This is a genomic window from Nitrosomonas sp., assembly GCF_022842015.1.
Lineage (GTDB): Bacteria > Pseudomonadota > Gammaproteobacteria > Burkholderiales > Nitrosomonadaceae > Nitrosomonas.
Genome location: NZ_JALHQJ010000014.1, coordinates 1 through 26,029 on the forward strand (window position 1 = coordinate 1; position 26,029 = coordinate 26,029).

Here is a 26,029-nt window from a genome sequence, read left to right on the forward strand (position 1 = left end):
GCATGGATTATGGAGCATGCATTTGGTTTGCACAATTGGAAGATAGTGCCAACAACAGATATCAATACAACTTTTGCGTTGGCTTTATCAATCTGGTTGCTCATGCTTTTCTTTAATGTAAAGGTCAAGGGATTTGGTGGCTGGATGCATGAGCTTTTTTGCACGCCCTTTGGAAAAAATCCATTGTTATGGTTGTTGAATTTACTATTCAATTTTATTGAATACGTATCAAAACCTCTATCTCACTCTCTGCGGCTTTTTGGAAATATATATGCTGGCGAGATTATTTTTCTATTATTGGGCATGTGGGCGGCAACCGGTGTGTCTGGTACAATCTTTGGCGCAATATTGGGGGCGGGTTGGGCAATATTCCATATCTTGATCGTTACTTTGCAAGCTTTTATCTTCATGATGTTGACGGTTGTATATTTATCGATGGCGCATGAGTCGCATTAAATTCTAGATCTTTTTTTGTTGCATATTTTTAATCTTACAGAAGGAAATTAAAATGGAGAATTTGCAGTATTTAGCAATGATTCAGGCATATACCGGAATAGGTATTGGTTTGATGATCGGTCTTGGTGCAGCTGGTGCGTGTATAGGGGTTGGGGTTATGTGTAGCCGCTTTCTTGAAGGCGCGGCGCGTCAACCTGAGATGATTCCAACTTTGCAGGGTAAGGTGTTTCTTTTATTAGGCTTGACGGACGCATCATTTATTATTGCTGTTGGCTTGGCGATGTTGTTTGCATTTGGTAATCCATTGCTGGCAGTAATTCAGTAATAATGTTTTTGCTGTTTAGATCAGATAATACAGGCTTGTCATGAATATTAACTTTACTTTAATTTCTCAGGCGATAGCCTTTTCAGTCTTCATTTGGTTTACTATTAAGTATATATGGCCGCCATTGCTGCACGCGATAGAAGAGCGACAAAAGACGATTGCTGACGGTTTGGCCGCTGGTGAGCGTGGTCGTCATGAATTGGAGATTGCAAGCCAACGTTCTTCGGATGTGTTGAAGGATGCCAAGCAGCGCGCTTCGGAAATAATTGCGCAAGCTGAAAAACGTGCTGCAGAAGTTGTTGAAGAGGCGAAAAAAATGGCAAGAGAAGAGGGTGACCGAATCGTTGCTGGCGCAAAAGCAGATATTGAGCATGAAATTTTTAGTGCAAAAGAAGTGCTAAGGCAGCAGGTTGCTGAATTGGCGGTCGCAGGGGCGGCGAAAATATTGCGTCGCGAAGTGGATGCTAAGGCGCATGCTGATCTTCTTGTGGCAATACGGGAAGATTTGAAATAATGGCTGAAGCAATTACTGTAGCAAGGCCGTATGCGGAGGCGGCATATAAACTTGCTGTTGAAAGCAAGGAGTTGTCTCAATGGTCGAAAATTTTGCAGCTTGCGGCTGCAATAGCGCAAGACAATCAAGTAAAGCTCCTTATCGGTAATCCGCTGATATCAGTTAAACAGTTAGGTGAGTTGATTCAAGAGGTTGGTGGAAATAAATTCACGCCCCAAGCGCGAAATCTTATTATGCTGATGGCGGAAAATAAACGGGTGTTGGTGTTGCCTCAGGTAAGTCAATTATTTGAGCAATTAAAAGCAGAGTATGAAGGTGTTTTGGAAGCTAAAATCATCAGTGCATTCAAAATGCAAAGCGATCAAATTAATAAATTAGTTGCTAATTTAGAGCAAAAATTTAATCGAAAAATAGAAGCTCAAGTGAGTGTTGATCCTGAACTGATAGGTGGCGTTAAAGTGGAAATTGGTGATGAAACTTTAGATGCATCAGTTCGTGGGAAACTAGAAGCTATGGCTGTTGCCCTTAAAAGCTAGGAGTTAAAATAAATGCAGTTAAATCCATCCGAAATCAGCGAACTGATTAAAAAAAGGATTGAGGGACTTGCGGATACGGCAGAGGTTCGTACGCAAGGAACTATTGTCTCTGTAACAGACGGTATTGTGCGCATACATGGACTATCAGATGTAATGCAAGGGGAAATGCTGGAATTTCCAGGCAATACTTTTGGTTTGGCGTTGAATCTTGAGAGAGATTCCGTAGGTGCAGTTATTATGGGTGCATACGAGCATATCTGTGAAGGCGATATAGTCAAATGTACCGGTCGCATCCTCGAGGTTCCTGTTGGGGAAGGCTTGTTAGGGCGTGTTGTAAATGCACTGGGCCAGCCGATAGACGGAAAAGGGCCTATTACAGCTGTAAGGTCGGAGCCGATTGAGAAAATCGCGCCAGGTGTGATCTGGCGTCAATCAGTTGATCAGCCAGTGCAAACCGGATTGAAGTCTGTAGATTCTATGGTGCCAATTGGTCGCGGTCAGCGTGAATTGATCATTGGTGATCGTCAAACAGGAAAGACCGCTGTTGCAATTGATGCGATACTTAATCAGAAAGGCCAGAACATGTTTTGTATTTATGTCGCGGTCGGTCAAAAGGCATCATCAATTGCAAACGTAGTGCGTAAACTCGAAGAGCATGGTGCAATGGAATATACCATTGTGGTGGCAGCGACAGCCTCAGAATCAGCGGCAATGCAATTTATTGCACCCTATTCAGGTTGCACTATGGGCGAATATTTCCGAGACAAAGGGCAGGATGCATTAATTGTTTATGACGATTTAACTAAGCAAGCATGGGCATATCGGCAGATTTCATTGCTCTTGAGACGTCCTCCAGGTCGTGAGGCATATCCGGGTGACGTTTTTTATCTTCACTCACGTTTGCTGGAAAGGGCGGCGCGAGTAAGTGCGGCTTATGTTGAAAAGGCGACAAATGGAGAAGTTAAAGGTAAGACAGGCTCTTTAACCGCTCTTCCGATCATTGAAACCCAAGCTGGGGATGTAACTGCCTTCGTGCCGACGAATGTGATTTCTATCACTGATGGGCAAATTTTTCTTGAGTCTGATTTATTTAATGCTGGTATACGTCCGGCAATTAACGCTGGTGTTTCCGTTTCTCGTGTAGGTGGGGCGGCGCAAACTAAGGTGATCAAAAAGCTAGGCGGCGGCATACGCTTGGCTCTAGCGCAGTATCGCGAATTAGCTGCATTTGCTCAATTCGCGTCTGATTTAGATGAAGCGACACGAAAACAGCTAGAGCGTGGGAAAATGGCGACTGAGCTTATGAAGCAATCTCAGTATGCAACTCTCAGTGTTTCGGAAATGGCTCTTACTTTGTTTGCCATTAATAATGGCTATTTCGATGATGTGGAAGTTGGTCGTGCTTTAGCATTCGAATCTGCGCTGAAAAGCTACATTCGCAACCAACATGGAAAAATTCTAGACAATATAGAGAAAACCAAAGAGCTTGATGCTGGAACTGAAAAGGAGTTGACAGCAGCAATTGTAGAATTTAAGCAAAGCGGAACTTATTAAACAAATGGCTGGCAGCAGAGAAATACGCAATAAGATCAAGAGTGTAAAGAATACGCAAAAAATTACACGCGCCATGGAAATGGTGGCGGCATCAAAAATGCGTAAAGCTCAAGAACGTATGAAAAAAGCGCGACCTTACGGAGAAAAAATTCGAAATGTTGCTGCGCATATGAGCCGGGCAAATACCGAGTATAGACATCCATTCTTGATCGAGCGGGATACGGTCCAAAAAATTGGAATTATTGTTATTACTTCAGACAAAGGCTTGTGCGGTGGATTGAACACGAATGTGTTGCGTAAGACTTTGAGTCAGATGAAGATATGGAGTAACGAGGGAGAGCAGATAGAGGCTTGTTGTATTGGTAACAAAGGCCTAGGCTTTATGAGTCGGATTGGTGCGAATATTACCTCACAAGTTGTAGGGCTTGGTGATACACCGGATATAGCGAGACTCATTGGCGCAGTTAAGGTGGTACTGGACGGTTATACACAGGATCAGTTTGATCGAGTGTTTATTTTTTATAATCGCTTTATCAATACCATGAAGCAACAGCCAGTTATGGAACAACTACTCCCATTAACTGATGAGGTTATGCAAAGCGATAATCAAAGCGATGCACCGTCAAAAACATCTTGGGATTATATTTATGAGCCAGAAGCGAAGCCGGTCATAGATGATATTATGGTTCGATATGTTGAGGCTTTAATATATCAAGCTGTGGCTGAAAATATGGCGTCAGAGCAATCCGCAAGGATGGTTGCGATGAAAGCTGCATCCGACAACGCTGGTAATGTTATTGATGAATTGACATTGATTTATAACAAATCCAGGCAAGCGGCAATTACGAAGGAACTGTCTGAAATTGTCGGCGGCGCGGCAGCTGTTTAAAAATTTTTGTATTTGTTTAGGGAACAACAATGAGTCAAGGAAAAATTGTTCAGTGTATTGGTGCAGTGATTGATGTGGAGTTTCCGCGCGAATCTCTCCCAAAAGTATATGATGCATTAGTGATGGAAGGTTCTGAGCTTACGCTCGAAGTACAGCAACAGTTGGGTGATGGCGTGGTACGCACAATTGCACTGGGCTCATCAGATGGATTGCGTCGTGGAATGATGGTGCAAAATAGCGGAAAACAGATTCATGTACCTGTTGGAATCAAAACGTTAGGACGTATCATGGATGTTTTGGGCCGTCCAATTGATGAAATGGGGGATATCGGTGCCGAGCAGCATATGTCGATACATCGTGAAGCTCCTGCTTTTGATGAACTCTCGGCATCAACAGAGCTGCTCGAAACTGGTATCAAAGTGATAGATTTGATTTGTCCGTTTGCTAAGGGTGGTAAAGTCGGATTATTTGGCGGTGCGGGTGTTGGCAAAACGGTTAATATGATGGAATTGATTCGTAATATTGCGATTGAGCACAGTGGATATTCGGTATTCGCAGGTGTGGGAGAGCGCACACGCGAAGGGAATGATTTTTATCATGAAATGAAAGATTCTAAGGTGCTGGATAAAGTGGCTCTTGTTTATGGCCAGATGAATGAGCCGCCCGGAAATCGTTTGCGTGTAGCGTTAACTGGGTTGACAATGGCGGAATCGTTCCGTGACGAAGGCCGTGACGTATTGTTTTTTGTAGACAATATATATCGTTATACTTTGGCTGGAACAGAAGTTTCCGCTTTGCTTGGGCGTATGCCGTCAGCGGTTGGGTATCAGCCAACTCTTGCTGAGGAAATGGGACGACTACAAGAACGTATTACATCTACTAAAACTGGATCAATTACTTCAATACAGGCTGTATATGTACCAGCTGACGATTTAACCGATCCATCACCAGCAACAACATTTGGTCATTTGGATGCAACGGTGGTATTGTCTCGCGATATTGCTTCCTTAGGCATTTATCCGGCTGTGGATCCTCTTGATTCAACTTCACGTCAGCTTGATCCACAAGTTGTAGGGGAGGAACATTACAATACTGCTCGCGCAGTGCAGCAGACCTTACAGCGCTATAAAGAATTAAGAGATATTATTGCAATTCTGGGTATGGATGAGTTGTCTCCAGAAGATAAACTTGCTGTGAGTCGTGCTCGTAAAATTCAACGATTTTTGTCTCAACCGTTCAATGTTGCAGAAGTATTTACTGGTTCTCCAGGGAAATATGTGTCTCTAAAAGATACTATTAAAGGTTTTAAAGGTATTGTTGGAGGCGAATATGATGATTTGCCAGAACAAGCGTTTTATATGGTTGGTAGTATCGAAGAAGCAATCGAAAAATCGAAAACACTTCAATAAAACTCTGAGAAAATAGCGATGGGTACCATTTTTCATCTTGATATAGTTAGTGCTGAGGAATCAATTTATTCAGGGCCTGTGGAATTTATGGTTGCACCAGCACAAATGGGCGAGGTAGGTATTTATCCGCGTCATACACCGATGCTGACAAAAATAAAATCTGGAATGGTGCGCATAAAAGCTCAGTTGAAAGAAGAAGAATTAATATATGTGTCTGGAGGTATGCTAGAAGTCCAGCCAGATATTGTTACTATACTAGCTGATACTGCTGTGCGAAGCCGTGATCTTGATGAAGCTAAAGCGCTTGAATCCAAACGGGCCGCTGAAGAGGCAATGAAAAATAAGGAATCAGAATTGGATTATGTTAGAGCGCAGGCCGAATTGATAGAAGCAATGGCACAGCTTGCGGCGATTGATAAACTAAGAAAACGTGGACATTAGCCAATGTAAGGTAACCGGATACAAGTGAACCGAAGTATTAAATTGTTACTTCATTAGTTTGCCGTAATATTATTTAAAATAAAGAAGGCACAAAAAAAGCGATATATATCGCTTTTTTTGTGCCTTCTGTTTAAACTTCTGCTAGTTTTAACCACTTGTAAAATAATAAATATTAAAATCAGTGGTGAGTTAACTTGCAAAGACTATTATAAGAAATTACTGGAAAATTATTATTCATTCAATTAGATCGCTATATTTATTTCGAAATCATTAAAAATTATGCTGAAGCTAAATGTAGTAATTCTCGCAGCAGGTGCTGGAAAGCGTATGCATTCTTCTCTTCCAAAAGTATTGCATATGTTGGCGGGTCGACCGTTACTGACGCATGTAATTAATACAGCGCGAAAGCTATCACCTAATAAAATTTGCGTGGTCATAGGTCATGGCGGAGAAACAATAAGACAAACGATCATCGGGGATGATTTGACGTGGGTGATACAGGAGCAACAACTGGGTACCGGGCACGCGCTAATGCAAGCACTATCTCAACTTAGTGATGACGGCTTGACACTTATTCTTTATGGAGATGTTCCATTAGTAAGTGTTCAAACATTGCGTCAATTATTGGTCGTGGCAGATGGGAAAAACTGCGCTGTGTTGTCCACAGTAATAGAAAATCCTTTTGGTTACGGTAGAATCGTGCGTGATATCGAAACCGGGGCAGTTACTGCGATTGTTGAACAAAAAGACGCTAGCGCAGGACAACAAGATATACATGAAATTAACACCGGTATTATGCTTCTGCCCAATGTTTATTTACATGAATGGTTGCCTACAATCAAAAATGAAAATACTCAACATGAATATTATTTAACAGATATCATTGAGATGGCTGTTAAAAATGGGGTTTATGTTGCATCGTCACAGGCTGAAAGTTTTTGGGAAGTAATTGGTGTTAATAACAAGCTCCAATTGGCAGAACTTGCAAGGCACTTTCAAAAATACTGTGCTAATAAGTTGTTGGATGAAGGGGTTAGTTTGATTGATCCATTGCGAATTGATATACGAGGTGAACTCATTTGTGGATCAGATGTTGAAATTGATATTAATTGTATTTTTGAAGGGACTGTTAAGCTAGGTAATCATGTGCAGGTAGGCGCTCATTGCATACTCAGGAATGTAACGGTAGCGGCTGGAAGTATTATTCATCCCTATAGCATGGTGGAAGATGCAGAAATTGGTGAGAATTGCAAGATAGGCCCTTATGCTCGCATTCGTCCTGGCACTCGACTTGCCAGTGAAGTGCAGATTGGTAATTTTGTTGAAGTTAAAAATAGCCAGATTGGTGTGGGGAGCAAAACGAATCATTTAAGCTATATTGGCGACTCTTGCGTAGGGAAGAATGTCAATATCGGTGCCGGAACAATCACTTGTAATTACGATGGCGCTAACAAGCACACTACTATCATCGAGGATGATGTTTTTATCGGATCTGACACGCAGCTTGTTGCGCCTGTTAAGATATCAAAAGGGTCAACAATTGGAGCTGGAACAACAATTACCAAAGAAACGCCAGCGAATCAACTTACCTTGTCCAGATCGAAACAAGTCAGCATTGTTGGGTGGAGACGTCCTTCAAAAATCAAAAAATAGAGTCACATTTATCGTCCCGGCAGTATTTATTTGCCAGTTTGAGTAGCAGGAAAATGCGATATGTGTGGAATAGTGGGTGCAGTAGCAAACAGTAATATCGTTCCGGTGTTATTAGATGGGTTATTACATTTAGAATACCGAGGATATGATTCCGCTGGTCTCGTGGTAGCTTGCAATGGTTTGCAAAGATTGCGCACAACGGGTCGTGTAACCGAGTTACAAAAGCTTGTTTGTGAAAAGAATCTACAGGGCTCCGCTGGTATAGCACATACTCGCTGGGCGACGCACGGAGCCCCTTCTGAGCGTAATGCGCATCCTCATTTTTCTGGAACACCAGAATCTCCTGCCCGAATCGCCATCGCCCATAATGGGATAATTGAAAATCATGAGATAATGCGCGAACGATTGCTGGTAGAGGGATTTGAATTTATTTCCGATACTGATTCTGAGGTAATTGCGCATTTGATTGCTTTTAATCTTAAGCATGCCGGTGATTTGGTGACAGCGGTTTGCGCATCAATTGCTGAGCTACACGGCGCTTATGCGATCGCGGTCATGGAGGAAACTCGGCCAGAGAGAATTGTTGTGGCACGTAATGGAGCGCCATTGTTATTGGGATTAGGTGAAAGCGGTAATTATGCGGCTTCTGATGCATCTGCTTTGCTAAAGGCAACTAGAAAAATGATTTATTTGGAAGAAGGCGATGTGGCTGAACTTACTTGCAGTGAATATCGAATTGTCAATTGCCTAAATACAAATTTTGTAAGAGAAATTAAACGTCCTGTTCACGAAAGTAATCTATCAAGTGAGTCAATTGAATTGGGGCCCTATGCGCATTTCATGCAGAAAGAAATTTTCGAGCAACCCAGCGCTGTGGCAAATACCTTGGAGATGGTTTTTAATGCGCAATCAATTTCCCCCAACTTATTTGGTAGCGAAGCTGAGAAAGTATTTTCCAAAACTAACAATATTCAAATTCTAGCTTGTGGAACAAGCTATCATGCAGGCTTAGTGGCAAGGCACTGGCTGGAAACTGTTGCCGGAATTCCCTGTAATGTTGAGATTGCCAGTGAATACCGTTACCGTAATCCCCTGGCGGATCAAGCTACCTTAGTAGTTGGCATTTCTCAATCTGGTGAAACTGCCGATACTCTGGCGGCAATAAGTTACGCTAAGAAGTTAGGTCATCAATACAGTCTTGCCATTTGTAATGTGCCAGAAAGTGCATTGATACGACAAGCTGATTTGTGCTTTCTCACACGTGCGGGCCCAGAGATTGGAGTAGCCTCGACGAAAGCATTTACTACACAATTGGCCTCACTATTGTTATTGACAGTGACATTGGCAAAGATGCGCCATAAATTATCCGCTCAGGATGAGCAACGGATGATTATGGCGCTTCGCCATTTGCCGATGGCCCTGCAACAGGCATTACAAATCGAACCGCAGGTGAAGATCTGGGCAAGAAGTTTTGCACAAAAGCGTCATGCACTATTTCTTGGGCGCGGAGTTCATTATCCTATTGCGATGGAAGGAGCGCTTAAGCTCAAAGAAATTTCTTACATTCATGCTGAAGCTTATGCAGCAGGAGAGTTGAAGCATGGGCCACTGGCTTTGGTTGATAATGAGATGCCTGTCGTAGCCATAGCACCTAATGATCAGTTGATTGGCAAGCTTAAATCAAATCTGCAAGAAGTGCATGCTCGGGGTGGTGAACTTTATGTATTTGCAGATGCGGATTCTCAAATGACGCAGAATAAAAATCTGCATATCATTCGTTTATCTGAGCATGCAGGCTTGTTGAGCCCGATTCTACATACCATACCGCTGCAGTTATTGGCTTATCATGTGGCCTTAGTGAAAGGCACGGATGTTGATAAGCCGCGGAATTTGGCGAAAGCCGTGACTGTTGAATAACATTAATAGAAAATGGACTGTATGCAGCTAAAATTATTGCATGCCATTGAATAATTTATTTTATCTGTATTGCTACGAAGCTAGATACTTTATCCATAGAATGTAGGGTGGTAATATCAGCTTACTTTAGTTAAGGGTGTTAATAAATGGCTGGTCATAGCAAGTGGGCAAATATTAAGCATAAGAAAGCAGCGCAAGATGCCAAACGCGGTAAAGTATTTACTCGACTTATCAAGGAAATTACAGTGGCTGCTCGAATGGGTGGCGGAGATCCAGATAGTAATCCGCGCTTGCGTTTGGCGATAGATAAAGCATACGACCAGAATATGCCAAAAGATAACGTTGAGCGTGCGATTAAACGGGGTTGCGGTGAACTAGATGGCGTTGATTATGAAGAAATTCGTTATGAGGGATATGGAATAGCAGGTGCTGCGGTGATGGTGGATTGCATGACGGATAATCGTGTTCGAACCGTGGCTGATGTGCGCCATGCTTTTACCAAATTTGGTGGGAACTTAGGAACGGATGGTTCCGTTAGTTTTCTGTTCAAACACTGTGGCCAGTTAATTTTCGCGCCTGGAACGAATGAGGATGGGATCATAGAAGCAGCGTTGGAGAGCGGGGCTGAAGACGTGATCTGTAACGAGGACGGTAGTATCGAAGTAATTACTGCTCCTTATGAGTTCATAAATATAAAAGATGCTTTGGAGAATGCGGGATTTAAGGCAGAATTGGCTGAAGTAACTATGAAGCCAGGTGATGAAATCATACTTTCGGGTGATGATGCGGTAAAAATGCAGAAATTATTAGACGCGCTGGAAAATTTGGACGATGTACAGAATGTATATACTACGGTCGTACTTGAAGAGTCATAAACTAAGCTATTATGAGGTGATAAAATCCGTATTCTCGGCATAGATCCTGGATTACGTATCACTGGTTTTGGTGTTATAGATAAGAATGGAAGCGATTTAACCTACGTTAGCAGTGGCAGCATTAAAACCTCTGAAGGTGAATTGCCATTCCGTCTTAAGTTGATTTTAGATAATTTAGCCGAAATTATTGCGTTATATCGTCCACAACACGTTTCCATAGAGCAGGTTTTTGTCAATATCAACCCTAGATCAACATTATTGCTGGGGCAAGCGCGTGGTGCGGCAATTTGTGCAGCAGTCATAAATAATCTGATGGTGGCTGAATATACTGCATTGCAAGTTAAGCAAGCAGTTGTTGGAAATGGTCATGCAAAAAAAGATCAAGTACAAGAAATGGTGGTGCGATTACTTAAACTGACCGGAAGCCCAGGTGCCGATGCCGCTGATGCTTTGGCTTGTGCCATTTGCCATGCGAATGGAGGGCTTGGCTTGGGAAGAATTGCGACAACCGGCTATCGAATGAAGCGTGGGCGGTTAGTTTGATTGGGCGATTAACAGGTACATTGTTAGAAAAACATCCGCCCCAGGTATTGCTGGAAGTGCAGGGAGTTGGTTATGAGATTGATGTGCCGATGAGTACTTTTTATGACCTACCCATAGTCGGAACTCAAGTTACTTTGTATACCCACCTTGTAATACGTGAAGATATGCATTTACTGTTTGGTTTTGCGACAGAGCCGGAGCGTCAGACATTTCGAATGTTGGTAAAAATTTCCGGTATAGGCGCAAGAACAGCATTAGCACTTCTATCTGGCTTGAGCGTACCCGATCTGCATCGTGCGGTGAGTGCTCAAGATAGTGCGCGATTAGTAAAAGTGCCTGGTATTGGAAAAAAGACGGCCGAGCGTTTATTGCTTGAATTGCGGGATAAATTGGACTTGGCAGTTCTCAATTCTGATCATGCTGCGTCGTCAACCAGTGGGAGTGACATTCTCAATGCATTGCTATCATTGGGCTATAGCGATCGTGAAGCCAGTTGGGCTATTAAGCAGATTTCTTCGGATGCGATGGTATCCGATGGCATACGCCAAGCGTTGCAATTATTATCTAAAGAGAGATAGTAGAAAATCACGAGGGTAATGAATGATTGAAACCGATCGGCTTATAACTGCTATTTCCTCATCTTCGCAAGAAGAAATATTAGAGCGGGCATTACGTCCTAAACAACTTGAGGAGTATATCGGTCAGGAAAAAATTCGCGGACAACTACAGATATTTATAGAAGCCGCCAGGAATAGACACGAAGCGCTGGATCATGTTTTATTATTCGGGCCGCCCGGATTAGGTAAGACGACACTGGCGCATATTATTGCCAGAGAAATGGGTGTTAATTTGCGGCAAACTTCTGGTCCGGTACTGGAGCGTCCGGGAGATTTGGCGGCTTTATTAACCAATCTGGAGCCTAATGATGTTCTGTTTATCGATGAGATTCATCGCCTCTCACCTGTAGTAGAAGAAATTCTTTATCCGGCTTTGGAAGACTATCAATTAGATATTATGATAGGAGAGGGGCCGGCAGCTCGATCTGTGAAGCTCGACTTGCCTTCATTTACTTTGGTGGGAGCGACGACACGTGCTGGCATGCTTACGAACCCACTACGTGATCGTTTTGGCATTGTGTCACGCCTGGAGTTTTATACGCCGGAAGAACTTGGCAAGATAGTTATTCGTTCTGCCGGGTTATTGAAAGTACAAATTTCATCCGATGGTGCACTAGAAATTGCTCGCCGTTCGCGTGGCACGCCACGCATTGTTAATCGTTTGCTGCGCCGCGTGCGTGATTATGCCCAGGTAAAGGCAGATGGGCATATTACTCACCTTGTGGCGGATGCTGCTTTGAGCATGTTGGATGTTGATGCGATCGGGCTGGATGTCATGGATCGGAAATTGCTATTAGTCATATTGGAAAAATTTAGTGGTGGCCCGGTTGGTGTTGATAATCTCGCTGCTGCGATTAGTGAAGAGCGCGACACGATTGAAGATGTGTTAGAGCCATACTTAATTCAGCAAGGATTCTTGAAACGCACATCAAGAGGACGTATGGCAACGACAGCGGCTTATCAGCATTTTGGTATTGTCCAGTCAAATAGTGGATTAAGTAGCGAACTTTGGGAAGAAAGAAATTTATAACTAACTCTATTGCTTACAACCTATGCAGATTCAAACATTGCGATTCATTGTAGCCGTATTGCTGACACTAGTGGCTATGTTGTATTTTTATACCAGTCGTGAAAAAGATTTTTACAGTAAAAGTGCAGAACCCGCAATTGCCCAAATATTAACCGAAATTTCAAGTTGGGAAAAACAAGCGCTGCTGCTTCACTTGGCACCAGAAGCGAGGCAAACAATAAGCGACGAACAGCTTGATCAGCTGATGGATCTGTATCGCAGTTTCGGTCGATTTCAATCCATCGAAGAACTTAATTTTTCTCGTACTGTTAGTGCATTCTCACTGGTTGGAGAAAAACGCATTAATTACTCAGGTGCTGCTAATTTTGACGCAGGACTAATTAGTCTAAATATTACTTTAATCGAGCGAGGAGGGTTTTTTCTTGTGTATAATTTTACATTGGCAAAAGTTTCAAACGAGTAGGGTCTAAAAATACGGCATAATTCATGATATTATGCTTTGAACTATATTCTTCATATAGTAGTCTTATCGATCGTTAGAATAGTTTGTTATAAATTCACAGTGGAGGCTATTTAATAATGAATCAAAATTTATCAACCGTTTCGCAAAGATCACCTTCTGCGATAGCAACAAATAAAGTATTACGTAACACATATATGCTTTTGTCTTTAACATTGTTATTCAGCGGATTTACTGCTGCCATATCAATGATGATGAATATGCCTCCAATGACTTATTTGATATCAGTCATTGGTGCTATGGTTATTGCGATGTTTGTATTGCCACGTTTTGCAAACTCACCTGCTGGAATCGGAATTGTATTTCTGATTACTGGCTTGCTGGGTTTTGGACTGGGGCCTATATTAACTATGTATGCGTCTCTTCCTAATGGTGGAAATATCATTACGCTGTCGTTCGTCGGAACTGGAGCTATTTTCATGGGTCTGTCTGCATATGTGCTGACTACACGGAAAGATTTCAGTTTCCTCGGTGGATTCTTGATGGTAGGATTTTTGTTAGTGCTGCTAGCTGCCCTAGCTAATATATTCCTGCAAATACCGGCTATGTCATTGATGATATCTGCTGTTGTCATTATGATCATGAGTGGCTTTATTCTGCATGACACCAGTCGCATTATTCATGGTGGTGAAACCAATTACGTGCTGGCCACTATTGGTTTATATATGACAATTTTTAACATCTTCATTAGCCTGCTGCAAATACTGGGTATTATGGGCAATGACGATTAATTTCCGGATTTTAGAATAATCCATAAAACCCCGGTTAAACCGGGGTTTTGTTTTGGATAAAAGAACTTCAATGTGAGGAATTAATCATGGATTGGATGCAAATCATTGCTGCTTTGGCGCTAGTCATGTTTATTGTTGTCTTGTTTCCAAGAACTCGGCATATGATAAAAAATAGTCCCAAAGGCACATCTTCCGATTGGATGAGTTTCGTCATTCCAATTGCTGCGGTAGTCCTGTTTATCATGTTGCTGATTAAATTGGTTTGATCTACTTTCCTGGAAGCGATTAATTTCAGGTTTTGAGGTTCCGTGATTTAAATTCGTTTGAGATGAATTTAAGAAAAAGCAGTAAGCTTCATTGCGAATTAAGAAGATTTTTTTTATTTCGCGCAATGTTTTTTAGCTGTCCTATTATGGCAATACCATATTATAAGTATGGGAATATTCCTATAAAAATCATGAATTTTCCTTGTTTGAGCAACAGTGACATGCTAGAATTTCCACTTGATTAATTAGCATGTAGAAGGTATCTATAACTAAGAAAATCTAAGTTGCGGATAATAAGGAAATTCGGCCAAAGAAATATGATTATCGTCAATCAAGGTGTGGTCTTAATAAAACAAGATTGTAACGTATGAAATTCATGAACTGGCTGAACAAGATAATGGTTCAGGTTTGTCGCATTCATAGTCGTGCCTGAAGTCTGTAAAATTTGTAATCATGTAGGGGGAAATATGGGAAGTAAATCAGTAGTAACCCTGGCGGGGGTGTCCGCTCTCGCTTTGTACTCAAGCATGGCGGTGGGATCTCTGGGATCTAGATATAATTTTCCAGAGCCGCAAAGTATCATCGCAAAAGAAACTTATGATATGCATATTTGGCTTATGTGGATATGTTTGGTCATTTTTATCGGTGTATTTAGTGTTATGTTTTATTCCATCCTTAAGCACCGAAAGTCTGTGGGGCACAAGGCAGCAAATTTTCATCACAGCACTGCAGCAGAAGTTATCTGGACTATAATACCCTGTATTATTCTTGTAGTTATGGCATGGCCTGCAACCAAGACTGTTATCGCCATGAAGGATACTTCGAGTCCGGATATGACGATCAAAGCAACGGGCTACCAATGGATGTGGGGCTATGATTATCTGCAAGGCGAAGGTGAAGGTATTAGCTTTTTTAGTAGAATCTCGACGCCACGAGCACAAATTGAGAATAAAGAACCTAAGGGCGAACACTATTTGTTAGAGGTTGATAATCATGTGGTCGTTCCAGTTGGTAAAAAAGTACGCGTTGTGATAACTGCGAATGATGTGCTTCATGCTTGGTCAGTGCCAGCGTTGGGTGTTAAGCAGGATGCGATTCCGGGCTTTATTCGCGATACATGGTTTACGGCAGATAAGGCTGGAATCTATCGCGGGATGTGTTCCGAGCTGTGTGGTAAGGATCACGCATTTATGCCAATCGTGGTAGAAGTCATGGAAGCAGATGATTATGCGCAATGGGTGACAGCTCAATTAAGCGCGTCTGCAGTCAAGACATCAATGCATGTAGAAAATAAGTAAAAGGAGATAGCTATGGCAGCAGTACACGGTGACACACATGGTCACGAACATGATGATCATCATCCCAGTGGGATAATGCGTTGGGTTACAACGACCAATCACAAAGATATTGGCACGATGTATCTTTGGTTCAGTTTTACGATGTTTTTGGTGGGTGGATTTTTGGCTATGGGTATTCGGGCTGAATTATATCAGCCGGGCATTCAGATACTAGAACCTGAGTTATTTAATCAATTTACTACGTTACATGGGCTAATCATGGTATTCGGTGCCATTATGCCGGCCTTTGTGGGGTTTGCTAATTGGCAAGTACCATTGATGATTGGTGCGCCCGATATGGCTTTTGCACGGATGAATAACTGGAGCTTCTGGCTATTGCCGGTGGCAGCTACTTTGCTAATTGGATCATTTTTTGTGCCAGGTGGTGCCGCAGCGGGAGGATGGACATTCTATCCACCACTTTCGACACAGGGCGGCCTGGGCGTGGATATGATGATTTTCTCAGTTCATATTTTAGGTGCTTCCTCAATTATGGGCTCAATTAATATCATCACAACCATCTTAAATATGCGTGCGCCTGGCATGACGTTGATGAAGATGCCTATGTTTGTATGGACATGGCTGATTACTGCCTATTTACTGGTTCTGGTTATGCCTGTTCTGGCTGGTGTAGTAACAATGCTACTCACAGATCGCCATTTTGGAACAAGTTTCTTTAATGCCGCCGGTGGTGGAGATCCAGTTTTATTTCAGCATATTTTCTGGTTCTTTGGGCACCCGGAAGTCTACATTATGATTTTGCCTGCATTCGGCATTGTTTCTGAGATAATTCCAACTTTCTCACGCAAGCCATTATTCGGTTATTCATCAATGGTTTATGCAACTGCATCGATCGCAATTTTATCTTGCGTTGTGTGGGCGCATCATATGTTCACTGCAGGCATGCCGGCAGTCGGTCAATTGTTCTTCATGTATGCAACGATGCTGATTGCAGTTCCAACCGCGGTGAAAGTCTTTAACTGGACGGCGACCATGTGGCGTGGTTCGATGACATTTGAAACACCGATGCTGTTTTCAGTCGGCTTTATCTTCCTGTTTGTGATTGGCGGATTTAGCGGTGTGATTTGTGCGATTGTTCCAATTGATATACAAGTACAAGACACCTATTATGTGATTGCCCATTTCCATTATGTATTAGTGTCAGGTGCATTGTTTGCACTTTTTGCTGGCGCTTATTACTGGATACCGAAATGGACCGGTCGTATGTACAATGAAACGTTAGGTAAGTGGCACTTCTGGTTGTCCATGTTCTTCTTTAACTTAACTTTCTTTGTTCAGCATTTCTTGGGCTTGGCAGGTATGCCACGTAGAGTTCCAGATTACAATTTGCAATTTGCTGATTTTAATATGATTTCTAGCCTTGGTGCATTTGGGTTTGGACTGACGCAACTGCTTTTCCTTTACATTATGATTAATTGTATCCGCAGTGGAGAAAAAGCACCGCAGTTGCCATGGGAAGGTGCGAAAACACTGGAATGGACGCATTTGCCAACACCTGCGCCATACCATAGTTTTGAGAAGCCACCTGTTGTTAATTAAGGCAGTGAAAACGTATGTCACAAGACTCAGAATTAAAACGTAAGAAGCTTAGAACAGGAATAATTCTGTTAATTATGGTGCTCGCCATTTATTTAGTGGTTATTTTCAAACAATGGTAACTAGTAAGTCAAAAGCTAATGTATTAATGTTGAAAAAATTATTAATTTTCACGTTAGTTATGTTTGTTTTTGGTTATGCTTTGGTGCCGTTTTATGAAAAATTTTGCGAAGTAACCGGAATTAACAATCTGTTACAGGCTGACGTACGGGTGAAGGATAACTGGGTGGACGAAGAGCGCTGGATAACAGTTCAGTTTGATGCCAACACAAGAGGATTACCCTGGCAATTTAAACCACTGCAAACTAGCGCTCGCATTCACCCAGGTGAGCCAGTTAACGTGATGTACGAAATTACAAATGATTCAGATCGAGAGATTAATGGGCAGGCGATACCTAGTTATAGCCCACGTTTTCTGGATAAGCATCTGAAAAAATTCGAGTGTTTTTGTTTTACAAAACAGGTTCTTAAGCCAAATGAAACCAGACAGATGCCAGTGCAATTCGTGATTGAACCAAACCTGCCTGCAGATATAGATACAGTGACTATTTCATATACTTTTTTTGAATTACCCGGTAGCTGAAGTGAGTCATAGTTATAAGGAAACTAAGGGATGGATAAAATTGCTGAAAAAGAAGTTAACGTAAGTATTTGGCAAATTGCTAAGGCAGTATTTGCGGCCTTTATAGGAATCCGTAAAAAGAGTGATCTTGAAAATGATGCGGCAATATTGAAACCAATTCATGTCGTCGTAGGTGGAATTATTGGGGGATTGCTTTTTGTGCTGGGTGTGGTGTTGCTGGTGAAATTGGTTCTTAGTTAGAAATTGAATAAATCATAAAGTTGGAGGAGATAAGAATGAGTCAAGAGTCTGGACACTATTATGTCCCAGCGCCGTCGATGTATCCGATCATTGGATCGACTGCGGTATTGTTTTTGGGATCAGGTGCGGCCCTAACCATGAATAAAATTGAGCTTGGTTACGGTTTGTTAGGAATCGGTTTTGCTATCCTGATTTATATGTTATTTGGATGGTTCGGTACTGTCGCCAGGGAAAGTGAAGGTGGACGATATAATCAACAAGTCGATAAATCATTTCGGTGGGGAATGAGTTGGTTTATCTTGACAGAAGTGATGTTTTTTTGTGCATTCTTTGGTGCTCTATGGTACATGCGAAATTTGTCCATACCATGGTTGGAGGCTGAAAGTTCTGCACTAGGAAATGAATTCTGGACTACTTATGATGGTGCATGGCCAACCTCCGGCCCTGGCGAACATGAAGCCTTTACACCGATGGGTGCATGGGGATTGCCTGCTTTCAATACATTGTTACTTTTAACTTCAGGTGTTACATGTACGATAGCGCATTGGAGATTGAAAGAAAATAGACGAGACGGGTTAAAACTGTGGTTGTTGGCGACGATAGCATTAGGTGCTTTATTTATTGGTTGCCAAGCTTATGAATATGTGCACGCTTATAATGATCTTAACCTAAAGATGACTAGCGGTGCATACGGTTCTACATTCTTTATGCTGACAGGTTTTCATGGTTTCCATGTGACCATCGGTACAATCATGTTGATCGTGATTTATTTTCGTAGTGCCGCAGGGCATTTTACACCGGAGAATCATTTTGGATTCGAAGGCGTGGCATGGTACTGGCACTTTGTTGACGTGGTATGGTTGGGGTTGTTTATATTTGTTTACCTGATGTAAGTAGCCGACACCGACGAATCAAGATTCCAGCTTTACGAAACTTAGGAAATATAAACTTATCGCCCAAGTTGCCAGCGAAGCTGGGATCAACTTAATGTTCAAGTGAATTATTAAGAAGGTTTGTCCTGATTCCATAAACTGATTCGTTGCAAGAACCTAATAAGACAAAGCAGTACATCTCAAGTACTTAAGTAGATAAAAATGATTGTAATGGGATACCGCTTTAAACCAAAATTATGGTCAATTGTATTGACTATTTTGTTTGTAATAATTTTTGTCGAGTTGGGTAAGTGGCAACTGTCTCGAGCTGATGAGAAAAGTGCGCAGCATGAGCAACTAGAAAAGTATGCGATGCAACCCGCAGTTACTTTGCCGGGAAGTTCAGTGAAATTAGCTGATTATCAATATCGTGATGTTGAAATACGCGGTGAATATCTCGTAGATCATACGATATTTCTGGACAATAAAACCTATCAGGGGCGTGCTGGGTATCACGTTCTTAGCCCTTTGAGAATCAAGAATAGTTTGTTGCATGTGGTTATCAATAGAGGTTGGATAGCAACTGGGAATGACAGATCCGTTTTGCCTCTGATTACAACAGATCTGGGAGAAGTCATAATTACCGGCACGGTGGTATCACCAGAGATAAGAACATTTGAAATTTCTGGTGCAATAGAGGAAGGGCCAGTCTGGGGCAGATTTAGCTTGGATAGATATCAAGAAATAACGGGCTTGAGAATGCAGCCCATTATGATCTTACAGAAAGATGCAATTGAAGACGGATTGATACGCGCCTGGGATAAGCCAGACTCCGGTGCATCGAAAAATATTGGCTATGCAGTACAATGGTTTTCATTAGCAATTACAACGATAGTTATTTTTATAGTATTGAATGTCAAACGTACAACTTCAGAAGTCAAATAGACGTAAGTTATTATTATTGCTTGCTTTAATGTCTGCTCCGGTAATTGTGTCATATGTCTTGTATTTTACGGAATATAGACCAAAAAGCACACACTATGGCGATTTGATACCTATTGTCAAAGTCACAGGAATAGGCGTCAATCAGAATGATAATACGATACTTCGCATGAAAGATCTTCATGGTAAATGGACTTTGGTAATGGTGGATTCTGGACAATGTGACGAGACTTGCATTAATAAACTTTATTTCATGCGTCAAGTTCGCTTAGTACAAGGTAAGGAAAAGCATAGAATTGAGCGGCTCTGGTTAATCAATGACGAAGTTAGACCAGACGATGAATTGATTAAGCAATATGAAGGCACTTACTTTGTCAGTGCAAAAGATAGCGAAATACTTGGGTATATCGAGACTCAAGAAACGCAAACAAAGCATATCTATTTAATTGATCCAATTGGAAATTTAATGATGCGTTTCCCTGAGGATGTGGATGGCACTAAAATGGGACACGATTTGAAGCGATTGCTACACGTTTCACAAATAGAACACTGAACACACCTAATGTTTCATGCGTTAGGTTGATGCTACAAAACAACGAAAATATTTTGAGATAAACATAGGAGATAATGACATGGCTACTAGTATAGCTTGGCATGAAACGGCTTCGCGAATTAATCAATTTTATCGATTGACAAAACCACGCGTAGTATCGTTGATTGTTTTCACAGCGGTAATCGGAATGTTCTTAGCTGTTCCAGGCGCTGTACCAATCGATATCTTGTTATTAGCTACTCTAGGCATAGCATTAGTGGCAGGTGCCGCCGCTGCTTTGAATTGTCTTGTAGAGCAAAAAATGGATGCCGTAATGGCACGTACTAAAGGTAGACCCTTGCCACAAGGTAAAGTCAGCGTTCCCGAAACTTTGTTCTTTCTGTTGTTGGTTGGAGGATTAGGACTTTTCATTCTGTATTACTGGGTTAATGCGCTCACAATGTGGCTAACATTGGCGACATTTGTGGGATATGCCATTATTTATACGGTGATCCTGAAACCATTAACGCCACAAAATATTGTTATTGGTGGCGCATCAGGCGCAATGCCTCCGGTATTGGGATGGGCAGCAGTAACCGGAGAAGTTACCAGTGATGCGCTGTTGTTATTTCTAATTATTTTTGCTTGGACACCACCGCATTTTTGGGCGCTTGCACTCTACAGAAAAAAAGAATACGCCTCAATTGGCATGCCTATGTTGCCAGTTACCCACGGTGATCAATTTACAAAATTGCATGTAGTGCTTTACACCATTATCCTGTGTTTGGTAACTACGTTGCCTTATATCACGCAAATGAGTGGCTTGATTTATTTAGTCAGTTCTATTCTACTCAATGGTGTTTTCATGTACTACGCGATAGAAATTTATCGTAACTACAGTGATCAGTTGGCGCGAGATGCATTCCGTTATTCGATCCTTTATCTGGCCCTACTGTTTGTCGCGTTATTGGTAGATCACTACTTCTTTTTCTAGATTAATGTAATAAAGAAACTGATGCTGCGTTTGCAATACTTGCTGTGAAATTGGAATAATCCCGGTATTGCAAGCGCAGAAATAAAAAAACGAAGTTTAAGTCTTAGCCGGGAATAACTTTCCCGGATTCAAAATGTTGTTTGGGTCGAATAGCTGCTTAATGTTTTTCATTAAATCCAGCGTTACATGATCAATCTCTTTCGATACAAAAGCTCGCTTCTCGCTGCCGATACCATGTTCGCCCGATAGTGTGCCGCGCAGCTTAATCACTAAATCAAATATTTCATCCAGGCAGCGCTCAGCACGAGCTACTTCTTCTGCATCGTCAGGATTGATTAACAGATTGACATGAATGTTTCCATTGCCTGCATGGCCAAAATTGACATTATGTAATTGATACTGATTGCTAAGTTTTGTCAGGCCTGCTAAAAATTGCGGCAAGGTGTTTACCGGCACCACCACATCTTCGTTAATTTTCTTCGGGGCAATTTCCTTCAACAATGGTGATAATGCTTTTCGTGCTCGCCATAGTGCTGTCGTATCGTTTGCTTGCTGTGCGCGAATTAATCCATCGCTGCGACATGCCTCAAGGATGTCGGCAATTGAAGTGGTAATGTCTCCGCCAAAGCCATCGACCTCGATCATCAGCATGGCATGGGTATTCATCGGTAACATATCCGGATAGCGGCCACGAATAAGATTGAGCGATCCAGCATCAAGAAATTCAAGTGCACTTGGCAATTGCGGAAGCGCCATAATATTGACAATGGCTTGAGTACAACTTGAGAGATCGTTAAAATGCGCTGTAATACCAGCTACAGTGCTGGGAAGCGCTGCAAGTTTGAGTGTAGCCTCGGTAATGACGGCCAGCGTTCCTTCGGAACCAATCAATAGTCGAGTCAAATCATAGCCGACCACGCCTTTGGTAGTGTAACAGCCGGTTGTAATCAAATCTCCTGCACCGGTCACGGCCTTCAAGCCTAAAACATGCTCACGTGTGGTGCCATATTTTACGGCATGCGGTCCACCGGCGCTGGTGGCAATATTGCCGCCAATACTCGAAAATTGAGCGCTTGAAGGGTCTGGTGGCCAGAAAAAACCATGCGGTTTGGCGGCATCTTGCACGGTTTGATTCAACACGCCGGGTTCAGCCACGATTACTCGATTGGCGGGATCAATCGAGATGATGTTCAGCATGCGTTCCAGCGATAAGGCGATACCACCAAACTCTGGTAAGCTGCCACCTGCTGTACCGGTACCGCGGCCACGGGGAATCAACGGGACATGATGCTGATTGCACAAGGATACAATTTGGCACACTTCTTCCGTGGTTAAGGGAAATAGCACAGCGTGCGGCGGAAAGATCTTGCGACTATTATCATAGGCATAAGAATAGCAATCCACCGGATCGGTATAGAGGCGATCGGATGGAAACGCACGTTGTAGCTCGGCGATCAAGTTAGCGGGCAACATGGAAAAAACTAACCTGTAAGCATTAATTAAGATATTCGAATGCTTTAACAACTTTGCGTACACCAGAAGTAGAGCTGGCAATCTGGGCGGCGTTATCACCTTCTTCGCGCGTCACCATTCCGAGCAAGTACACGACGCCATTTTCAGTAACAATTTTGACGTGATTGATCTGGAACTTACGTTGAGCCAGGAAACGCGCTTTCACTTTGGATGTCAGTAGTGTGTCATGACTGCGGGATGACAATGTAGTATTTCCGGCAATGGCAATTTCATTGTGGATGCGACGCACGTTATCGACACCCATGACCAGTCTTTCAATATTCGTCTTGATGGCTTCGGTAGGTGCCTCTCCGGTTAACAGCACGATCCGGTTATAGCTGGTCACATTGATATGGACATTATTGCTAAATTGTTGATAGATGCGCCGTGAAGCTTTGAGCTCGATACCTTCATCCTCAATAAAAATACCGCTGGTTCTACGATCTTCAGAGATATACGAGTTCGATCCTGAAGCAGTGCTTACCGAATACAAAGGACAGCCGGTTAATAAAGGAAAGCATAGTAAAAGAGGCAGCCACTGACAATTGAAATATTTCATTTGATTTAACTCCACAGAATTCAGATTTTCAACTCTGATAATACAGTAAAATAGCCTGATGACGAACAATCCGTTAGCCAAAGCGCGGGTTAACAAACAACATGAATACAAAAGAATCGCAGCAAACAATCAACCAAACTAGAGTGACCACAGGTAACGGAGAAACCTCATCAGCGGTACTTGGTGTTGCAGTGGGTGAGGATCGTTATTTGATATCGATGGCTGAGGTCAGTGAAGTTATACCGATACCAAAATTGGCACATGTTCCGCTGACGCAACCCTGGTTTCTGGGTGTGGCTAATGTGCGCGGCAATCTCTATGGAGTTACCGATTTGGGCGTGTATCTGGGAAAAGACTCCAGTCCGTACAATCAAAAATCGCGAATATTATTGGCTTCTCCCGGTGATAAGCTGTATGGCGGATTTATCGTGAACAGCATGCTGGGAATCAGAAGCTTATCTGAATTTACCTCTACTAGAACTGCCAAGAAGAAACTGCCCAAAGGCATTATCAAACAGTACAAAGATACGGAAGGCCGTTTATGGCAGGAATTGAGCTTATTTGCGTTGATCCGTGAGGAGAAATTTTTGCACATCGCTCGTGGTGAGTGATTGCTGTCTGGCATAGTGGCACTACGTTGGTATTTAAAATTATTTGAATTGAGATGCAAAGAATCATGACGATTTCCCAATCAACTGCAAAAAATAAAGCTAAAATTCTGGCCGAAGCCTTGCCGTATATTCAGCGTTTTCATGGCAAAACCATCGTGATTAAATACGGTGGCAATGCGATGGTGGAAGAGAATCTTAAACACGGATTTGCGCGTGACGTGGTGCTGTTGAAACTGGTGGGTATGAATCCGGTGATCGTGCATGGCGGAGGCCCGCAAATTAATGACATGCTCAAGCGCGTTGGCAAGCAGGGCGAGTTTATTCAGGGCATGCGCGTAACCGACGACGAAACCATGAATGTGGTTGAAATGGTACTGGGCGGATCAGTCAACAAGGACATCGTGAATCTGATCAATCGTCACGGCGGCAAAGCCGTCGGTTTGACGGGCAAAGACGGCGCTTTCATCCGCGCCAAAAAAATGCTCATGGCAGATCGCGAAACCGCAGGCAAATGGATTAACATCGGGCAGGTCGGCGAGATTGAATCGATTGATCCGACGCTCATCGCGCTACTCGACACGCAGGATTTTATTCCGGTTATCGCGCCGATTGGTGTAGGTTCTGAAGGCGAGTCATACAACATCAATGCCGATATGGTCGCAGGCAAATTGGCAGAAATTCTCAGAGCTGAAAAACTGATTCTGTTATCCAACATACCTGGCGTGCTGGATAAGGATGGCAATCTGCTGACAGGGCTGACAGCGCAGCGGGTGGATGAATTGTTCGCTGATGGCACCATTTCAGGCGGCATGCTGCCGAAAATTGGATCGGCGCTGGATGCCGTCAAGAAAGGTGTTAAATCCTGCCATATCATTGACGGGCGCGTGGAACATGCGCTGCTGTTGGAAATTTTGACAGATCAAGGTGTCGGCACGTTGATCAAAGAAAACCAGGAAGAATTTACTTAACTGTCATTTCGAGCCTCGCCAAAAATCTACACAGATTTCTCATCTTATCTGGAATGACAGCAGTGGGTTAACGGCGGCTTTCTTCAAGCGCAAAGCATGTCAGTATTTACCAGCGCTTACCCAAAGCGGTCAAAATACCCCGCAGAATCTGTACTTCCTCCTTTTCCAACCGTGCGCGGCCAAACAATCGGCGAATGCGCTGCATCAATAGCCTGGGTTTTTGCGGATCGAGGAAATCACTGGCAATCATTGCTTGCTCTAAGTGGGCATACAATAATTCCAGCTCATTGAAATTAGCCGGTGATCCAAGCGGGGGAATAGGCTCCTCATGTTCAATCAGCGCCATGCGCAACTCATACGCCATCACTTGCACAGCACTGGCCAGATTCAAAGAAGAAAATTCCGGATTGGCGGGAATGTGGATGATCATTTGACATTTACTCACCTCCGCCGTGGTCAGGCCGGAAGTTTCCGCACCGAATAATAAGGCCACCGGCTGCTGCCGTGCATAGCGCAACAATTCCCGCGCGCCCTGTCGCGAATTGAAAATATCATGCGATAGACCACGTGGCCGCGCGGTAATTGCGGCACACAGCACGGTGCTTTCCAGCGCATCATCCAGTTCAGTGCATATCTTTATTTTCTCCAGAATATCGCGCGCACTGACCGCACGGTCATCGGCTGCTTTATCCGGGAAAAGCCGGGGATTAATCAGATAAAGCGAGCTCAACCCCATTGTTTTCATCGCTCGAGCCGCCGCACCAATGTTGCCGGGATGGCTGGTGTGGCTGAGGATGATGCGAACATTATCAAGCGGAAAGGCTGTATTCATGTGGGTGGATTTAATTCAGACGAGCACGAAAGGCGTAAGGCTTCAATAATCAATTAGTGCATTAGTGCTTCAATCAGCCTGATTCTAACAGAATAAACCAAACAATGAGGTAATGCGAGAAGAGATCAAAGTCACGAATTGTAGATTATGAAAC

General features: G+C 42.8%; 30 protein-coding genes. 27 read left to right on the forward strand and 3 right to left on the reverse strand.

Annotation, left to right across the window (positions count from 1 at the left end; genetic code table 11):
- From Q0C11_RS03910 to cyoE, 25 genes are all read left to right on the forward strand, one after another.
- A partial coding sequence (locus Q0C11_RS03910; protein WP_293005928.1) for a FoF1 ATP synthase subunit a occupies nucleotides 1–456 on the forward strand: 456 nt, incomplete at its 5' end.
- A gap of 52 nt (nucleotides 457–508) precedes the next feature.
- Complete coding sequence (atpE, locus tag Q0C11_RS03915; protein WP_013646518.1) at nucleotides 509–781, forward strand: F0F1 ATP synthase subunit C; 273 nt, start codon at nucleotides 509–511, stop codon at nucleotides 779–781.
- A gap of 40 nt (nucleotides 782–821) precedes the next feature.
- Nucleotides 822–1,295 (forward strand): F0F1 ATP synthase subunit B, encoded by a 474-nt coding sequence (locus Q0C11_RS03920; RefSeq protein WP_293005930.1) that lies wholly within the window; start codon nucleotides 822–824, stop codon nucleotides 1,293–1,295.
- Nucleotides 1,295–1,831, forward strand: coding sequence for a F0F1 ATP synthase subunit delta (locus Q0C11_RS03925; protein WP_293005932.1), 537 nt, complete (start codon nucleotides 1,295–1,297; stop codon nucleotides 1,829–1,831). Before Q0C11_RS03920 ends, Q0C11_RS03925 begins: the two co-directional genes overlap by 1 nt.
- A gap of 12 nt (nucleotides 1,832–1,843) precedes the next feature.
- Nucleotides 1,844–3,385 carry a F0F1 ATP synthase subunit alpha gene (gene atpA / locus Q0C11_RS03930; protein WP_293005934.1) on the forward strand — a complete coding sequence of 514 codons (1,542 nt, stop codon included), beginning with the start codon at nucleotides 1,844–1,846 and terminating at the stop codon, nucleotides 3,383–3,385.
- Between the two features lie 4 nt (nucleotides 3,386–3,389).
- Nucleotides 3,390–4,274, forward strand: coding sequence for a F0F1 ATP synthase subunit gamma (atpG, locus tag Q0C11_RS03935; protein ID WP_293005936.1), 885 nt, complete (start codon nucleotides 3,390–3,392; stop codon nucleotides 4,272–4,274).
- A 29-nt stretch (nucleotides 4,275–4,303) separates the two neighbouring features.
- The gene (gene atpD / locus Q0C11_RS03940) at nucleotides 4,304–5,683 is read left to right on the forward strand and encodes a F0F1 ATP synthase subunit beta (RefSeq protein ID WP_292919976.1); all 1,380 of its coding nucleotides are present in this window, start codon (nucleotides 4,304–4,306) and stop codon (nucleotides 5,681–5,683) included.
- 18 nt (nucleotides 5,684–5,701) lie between these two features.
- Complete coding sequence (locus Q0C11_RS03945) at nucleotides 5,702–6,124, forward strand: F0F1 ATP synthase subunit epsilon (protein ID WP_293005938.1); 423 nt, start codon at nucleotides 5,702–5,704, stop codon at nucleotides 6,122–6,124.
- Nucleotides 6,125–6,403: 279 nt separating this feature from the next.
- Complete coding sequence (gene glmU, locus Q0C11_RS03950) at nucleotides 6,404–7,777, forward strand: bifunctional UDP-N-acetylglucosamine diphosphorylase/glucosamine-1-phosphate N-acetyltransferase GlmU (protein WP_293005940.1); 1,374 nt, start codon at nucleotides 6,404–6,406, stop codon at nucleotides 7,775–7,777.
- 60 nt (nucleotides 7,778–7,837) lie between these two features.
- The gene (glmS, locus tag Q0C11_RS03955; RefSeq protein ID WP_293005942.1) at nucleotides 7,838–9,694 is read left to right on the forward strand and encodes a glutamine--fructose-6-phosphate transaminase (isomerizing); all 1,857 of its coding nucleotides are present in this window, start codon (nucleotides 7,838–7,840) and stop codon (nucleotides 9,692–9,694) included.
- 146 nt (nucleotides 9,695–9,840) lie between these two features.
- On the forward strand, nucleotides 9,841–10,569 hold the full coding sequence (locus Q0C11_RS03960) for a YebC/PmpR family DNA-binding transcriptional regulator (RefSeq protein ID WP_293005943.1): 729 nt from the start codon (nucleotides 9,841–9,843) through the stop codon (nucleotides 10,567–10,569).
- A 24-nt stretch (nucleotides 10,570–10,593) separates the two neighbouring features.
- Nucleotides 10,594–11,112, forward strand: coding sequence for a crossover junction endodeoxyribonuclease RuvC (ruvC, locus tag Q0C11_RS03965; protein WP_293006014.1), 519 nt, complete (start codon nucleotides 10,594–10,596; stop codon nucleotides 11,110–11,112).
- Complete coding sequence (gene ruvA / locus Q0C11_RS03970; protein ID WP_293005945.1) at nucleotides 11,109–11,690, forward strand: Holliday junction branch migration protein RuvA; 582 nt, start codon at nucleotides 11,109–11,111, stop codon at nucleotides 11,688–11,690. Before ruvC ends, ruvA begins: the two co-directional genes overlap by 4 nt.
- Nucleotides 11,691–11,712: 22 nt before the next feature.
- Nucleotides 11,713–12,759 carry a Holliday junction branch migration DNA helicase RuvB gene (gene ruvB, locus Q0C11_RS03975; protein ID WP_293005947.1) on the forward strand — a complete coding sequence of 349 codons (1,047 nt, stop codon included), beginning with the start codon at nucleotides 11,713–11,715 and terminating at the stop codon, nucleotides 12,757–12,759.
- Nucleotides 12,760–12,835: 76 nt separating this feature from the next.
- Nucleotides 12,836–13,222, forward strand: a complete 387-nt coding sequence (locus Q0C11_RS03980; RefSeq protein WP_293006016.1) for a hypothetical protein — start codon at nucleotides 12,836–12,838, stop codon at nucleotides 13,220–13,222.
- 116 nt (nucleotides 13,223–13,338) lie between these two features.
- Nucleotides 13,339–14,010: a Bax inhibitor-1/YccA family protein gene (locus Q0C11_RS03985; RefSeq protein ID WP_293005949.1), complete on the forward strand. Its 672-nt coding sequence runs from the start codon at nucleotides 13,339–13,341 to the stop codon at nucleotides 14,008–14,010.
- Nucleotides 14,011–14,096: 86 nt separating this feature from the next.
- Entirely contained in the window at nucleotides 14,097–14,276 is a 180-nt protein-coding gene (locus Q0C11_RS03990) for a hypothetical protein (protein ID WP_293005951.1), read from the forward strand.
- Between the two features lie 467 nt (nucleotides 14,277–14,743).
- Nucleotides 14,744–15,574, forward strand: a complete 831-nt coding sequence (gene coxB / locus Q0C11_RS03995) for a cytochrome c oxidase subunit II (RefSeq protein WP_293005952.1) — start codon at nucleotides 14,744–14,746, stop codon at nucleotides 15,572–15,574.
- A 12-nt stretch (nucleotides 15,575–15,586) separates the two neighbouring features.
- The gene (gene ctaD / locus Q0C11_RS04000) at nucleotides 15,587–17,173 is read left to right on the forward strand and encodes a cytochrome c oxidase subunit I (RefSeq protein ID WP_293005953.1); all 1,587 of its coding nucleotides are present in this window, start codon (nucleotides 15,587–15,589) and stop codon (nucleotides 17,171–17,173) included.
- Nucleotides 17,174–17,285: 112 nt separating this feature from the next.
- Entirely contained in the window at nucleotides 17,286–17,813 is a 528-nt protein-coding gene (locus Q0C11_RS04005) for a cytochrome c oxidase assembly protein (RefSeq protein ID WP_293005955.1), read from the forward strand.
- 30 nt (nucleotides 17,814–17,843) lie between these two features.
- Nucleotides 17,844–18,053, forward strand: coding sequence for a DUF2970 domain-containing protein (locus Q0C11_RS04010; RefSeq protein WP_293005957.1), 210 nt, complete (start codon nucleotides 17,844–17,846; stop codon nucleotides 18,051–18,053).
- A 35-nt stretch (nucleotides 18,054–18,088) separates the two neighbouring features.
- Nucleotides 18,089–18,946 (forward strand): cytochrome c oxidase subunit 3, encoded by an 858-nt coding sequence (locus Q0C11_RS04015; RefSeq protein WP_293005959.1) that lies wholly within the window; start codon nucleotides 18,089–18,091, stop codon nucleotides 18,944–18,946.
- A 201-nt stretch (nucleotides 18,947–19,147) separates the two neighbouring features.
- Nucleotides 19,148–19,870, forward strand: a complete 723-nt coding sequence (locus tag Q0C11_RS04020; protein ID WP_293005961.1) for an SURF1 family protein — start codon at nucleotides 19,148–19,150, stop codon at nucleotides 19,868–19,870.
- A 28-nt stretch (nucleotides 19,871–19,898) separates the two neighbouring features.
- Nucleotides 19,899–20,420, forward strand: coding sequence for a hypothetical protein (locus Q0C11_RS04025; protein WP_293005962.1), 522 nt, complete (start codon nucleotides 19,899–19,901; stop codon nucleotides 20,418–20,420).
- 79 nt (nucleotides 20,421–20,499) lie between these two features.
- Nucleotides 20,500–21,393: a heme o synthase gene (cyoE, locus tag Q0C11_RS04030; RefSeq protein WP_293005964.1), complete on the forward strand. Its 894-nt coding sequence runs from the start codon at nucleotides 20,500–20,502 to the stop codon at nucleotides 21,391–21,393.
- Nucleotides 21,394–21,489: 96 nt separating this feature from the next.
- Here cyoE and Q0C11_RS04035 read toward each other — a convergent pair whose 3' ends face one another.
- Nucleotides 21,490–22,866, reverse strand: a complete 1,377-nt coding sequence (locus tag Q0C11_RS04035; RefSeq protein ID WP_293005966.1) for an FAD-linked oxidase C-terminal domain-containing protein — start codon at nucleotides 22,864–22,866, stop codon at nucleotides 21,490–21,492.
- A 22-nt stretch (nucleotides 22,867–22,888) separates the two neighbouring features.
- Nucleotides 22,889–23,464: a BON domain-containing protein gene (locus tag Q0C11_RS04040; RefSeq protein ID WP_293005967.1), complete on the reverse strand. Its 576-nt coding sequence runs from the start codon at nucleotides 23,462–23,464 to the stop codon at nucleotides 22,889–22,891.
- A 101-nt stretch (nucleotides 23,465–23,565) separates the two neighbouring features.
- Here Q0C11_RS04040 and Q0C11_RS04045 point away from each other — a divergent pair, with 101 nt between their 5' ends.
- Both Q0C11_RS04045 and argB read left to right on the forward strand, forming a co-directional pair.
- Nucleotides 23,566–24,075: a chemotaxis protein CheW gene (locus Q0C11_RS04045; RefSeq protein ID WP_293005968.1), complete on the forward strand. Its 510-nt coding sequence runs from the start codon at nucleotides 23,566–23,568 to the stop codon at nucleotides 24,073–24,075.
- Nucleotides 24,076–24,140: 65 nt separating this feature from the next.
- A complete protein-coding gene (gene argB / locus Q0C11_RS04050) occupies nucleotides 24,141–25,043 on the forward strand; it encodes an acetylglutamate kinase (RefSeq protein WP_293005970.1) in 903 nt (300 codons plus the stop codon).
- 106 nt (nucleotides 25,044–25,149) lie between these two features.
- Here the strand turns inward: argB and Q0C11_RS04055 are convergent, their stop codons facing one another.
- Entirely contained in the window at nucleotides 25,150–25,875 is a 726-nt protein-coding gene (locus Q0C11_RS04055) for an RNA methyltransferase (protein WP_293005972.1), read from the reverse strand.
- Nucleotides 25,876–26,029 lie beyond the last annotated feature (154 nt).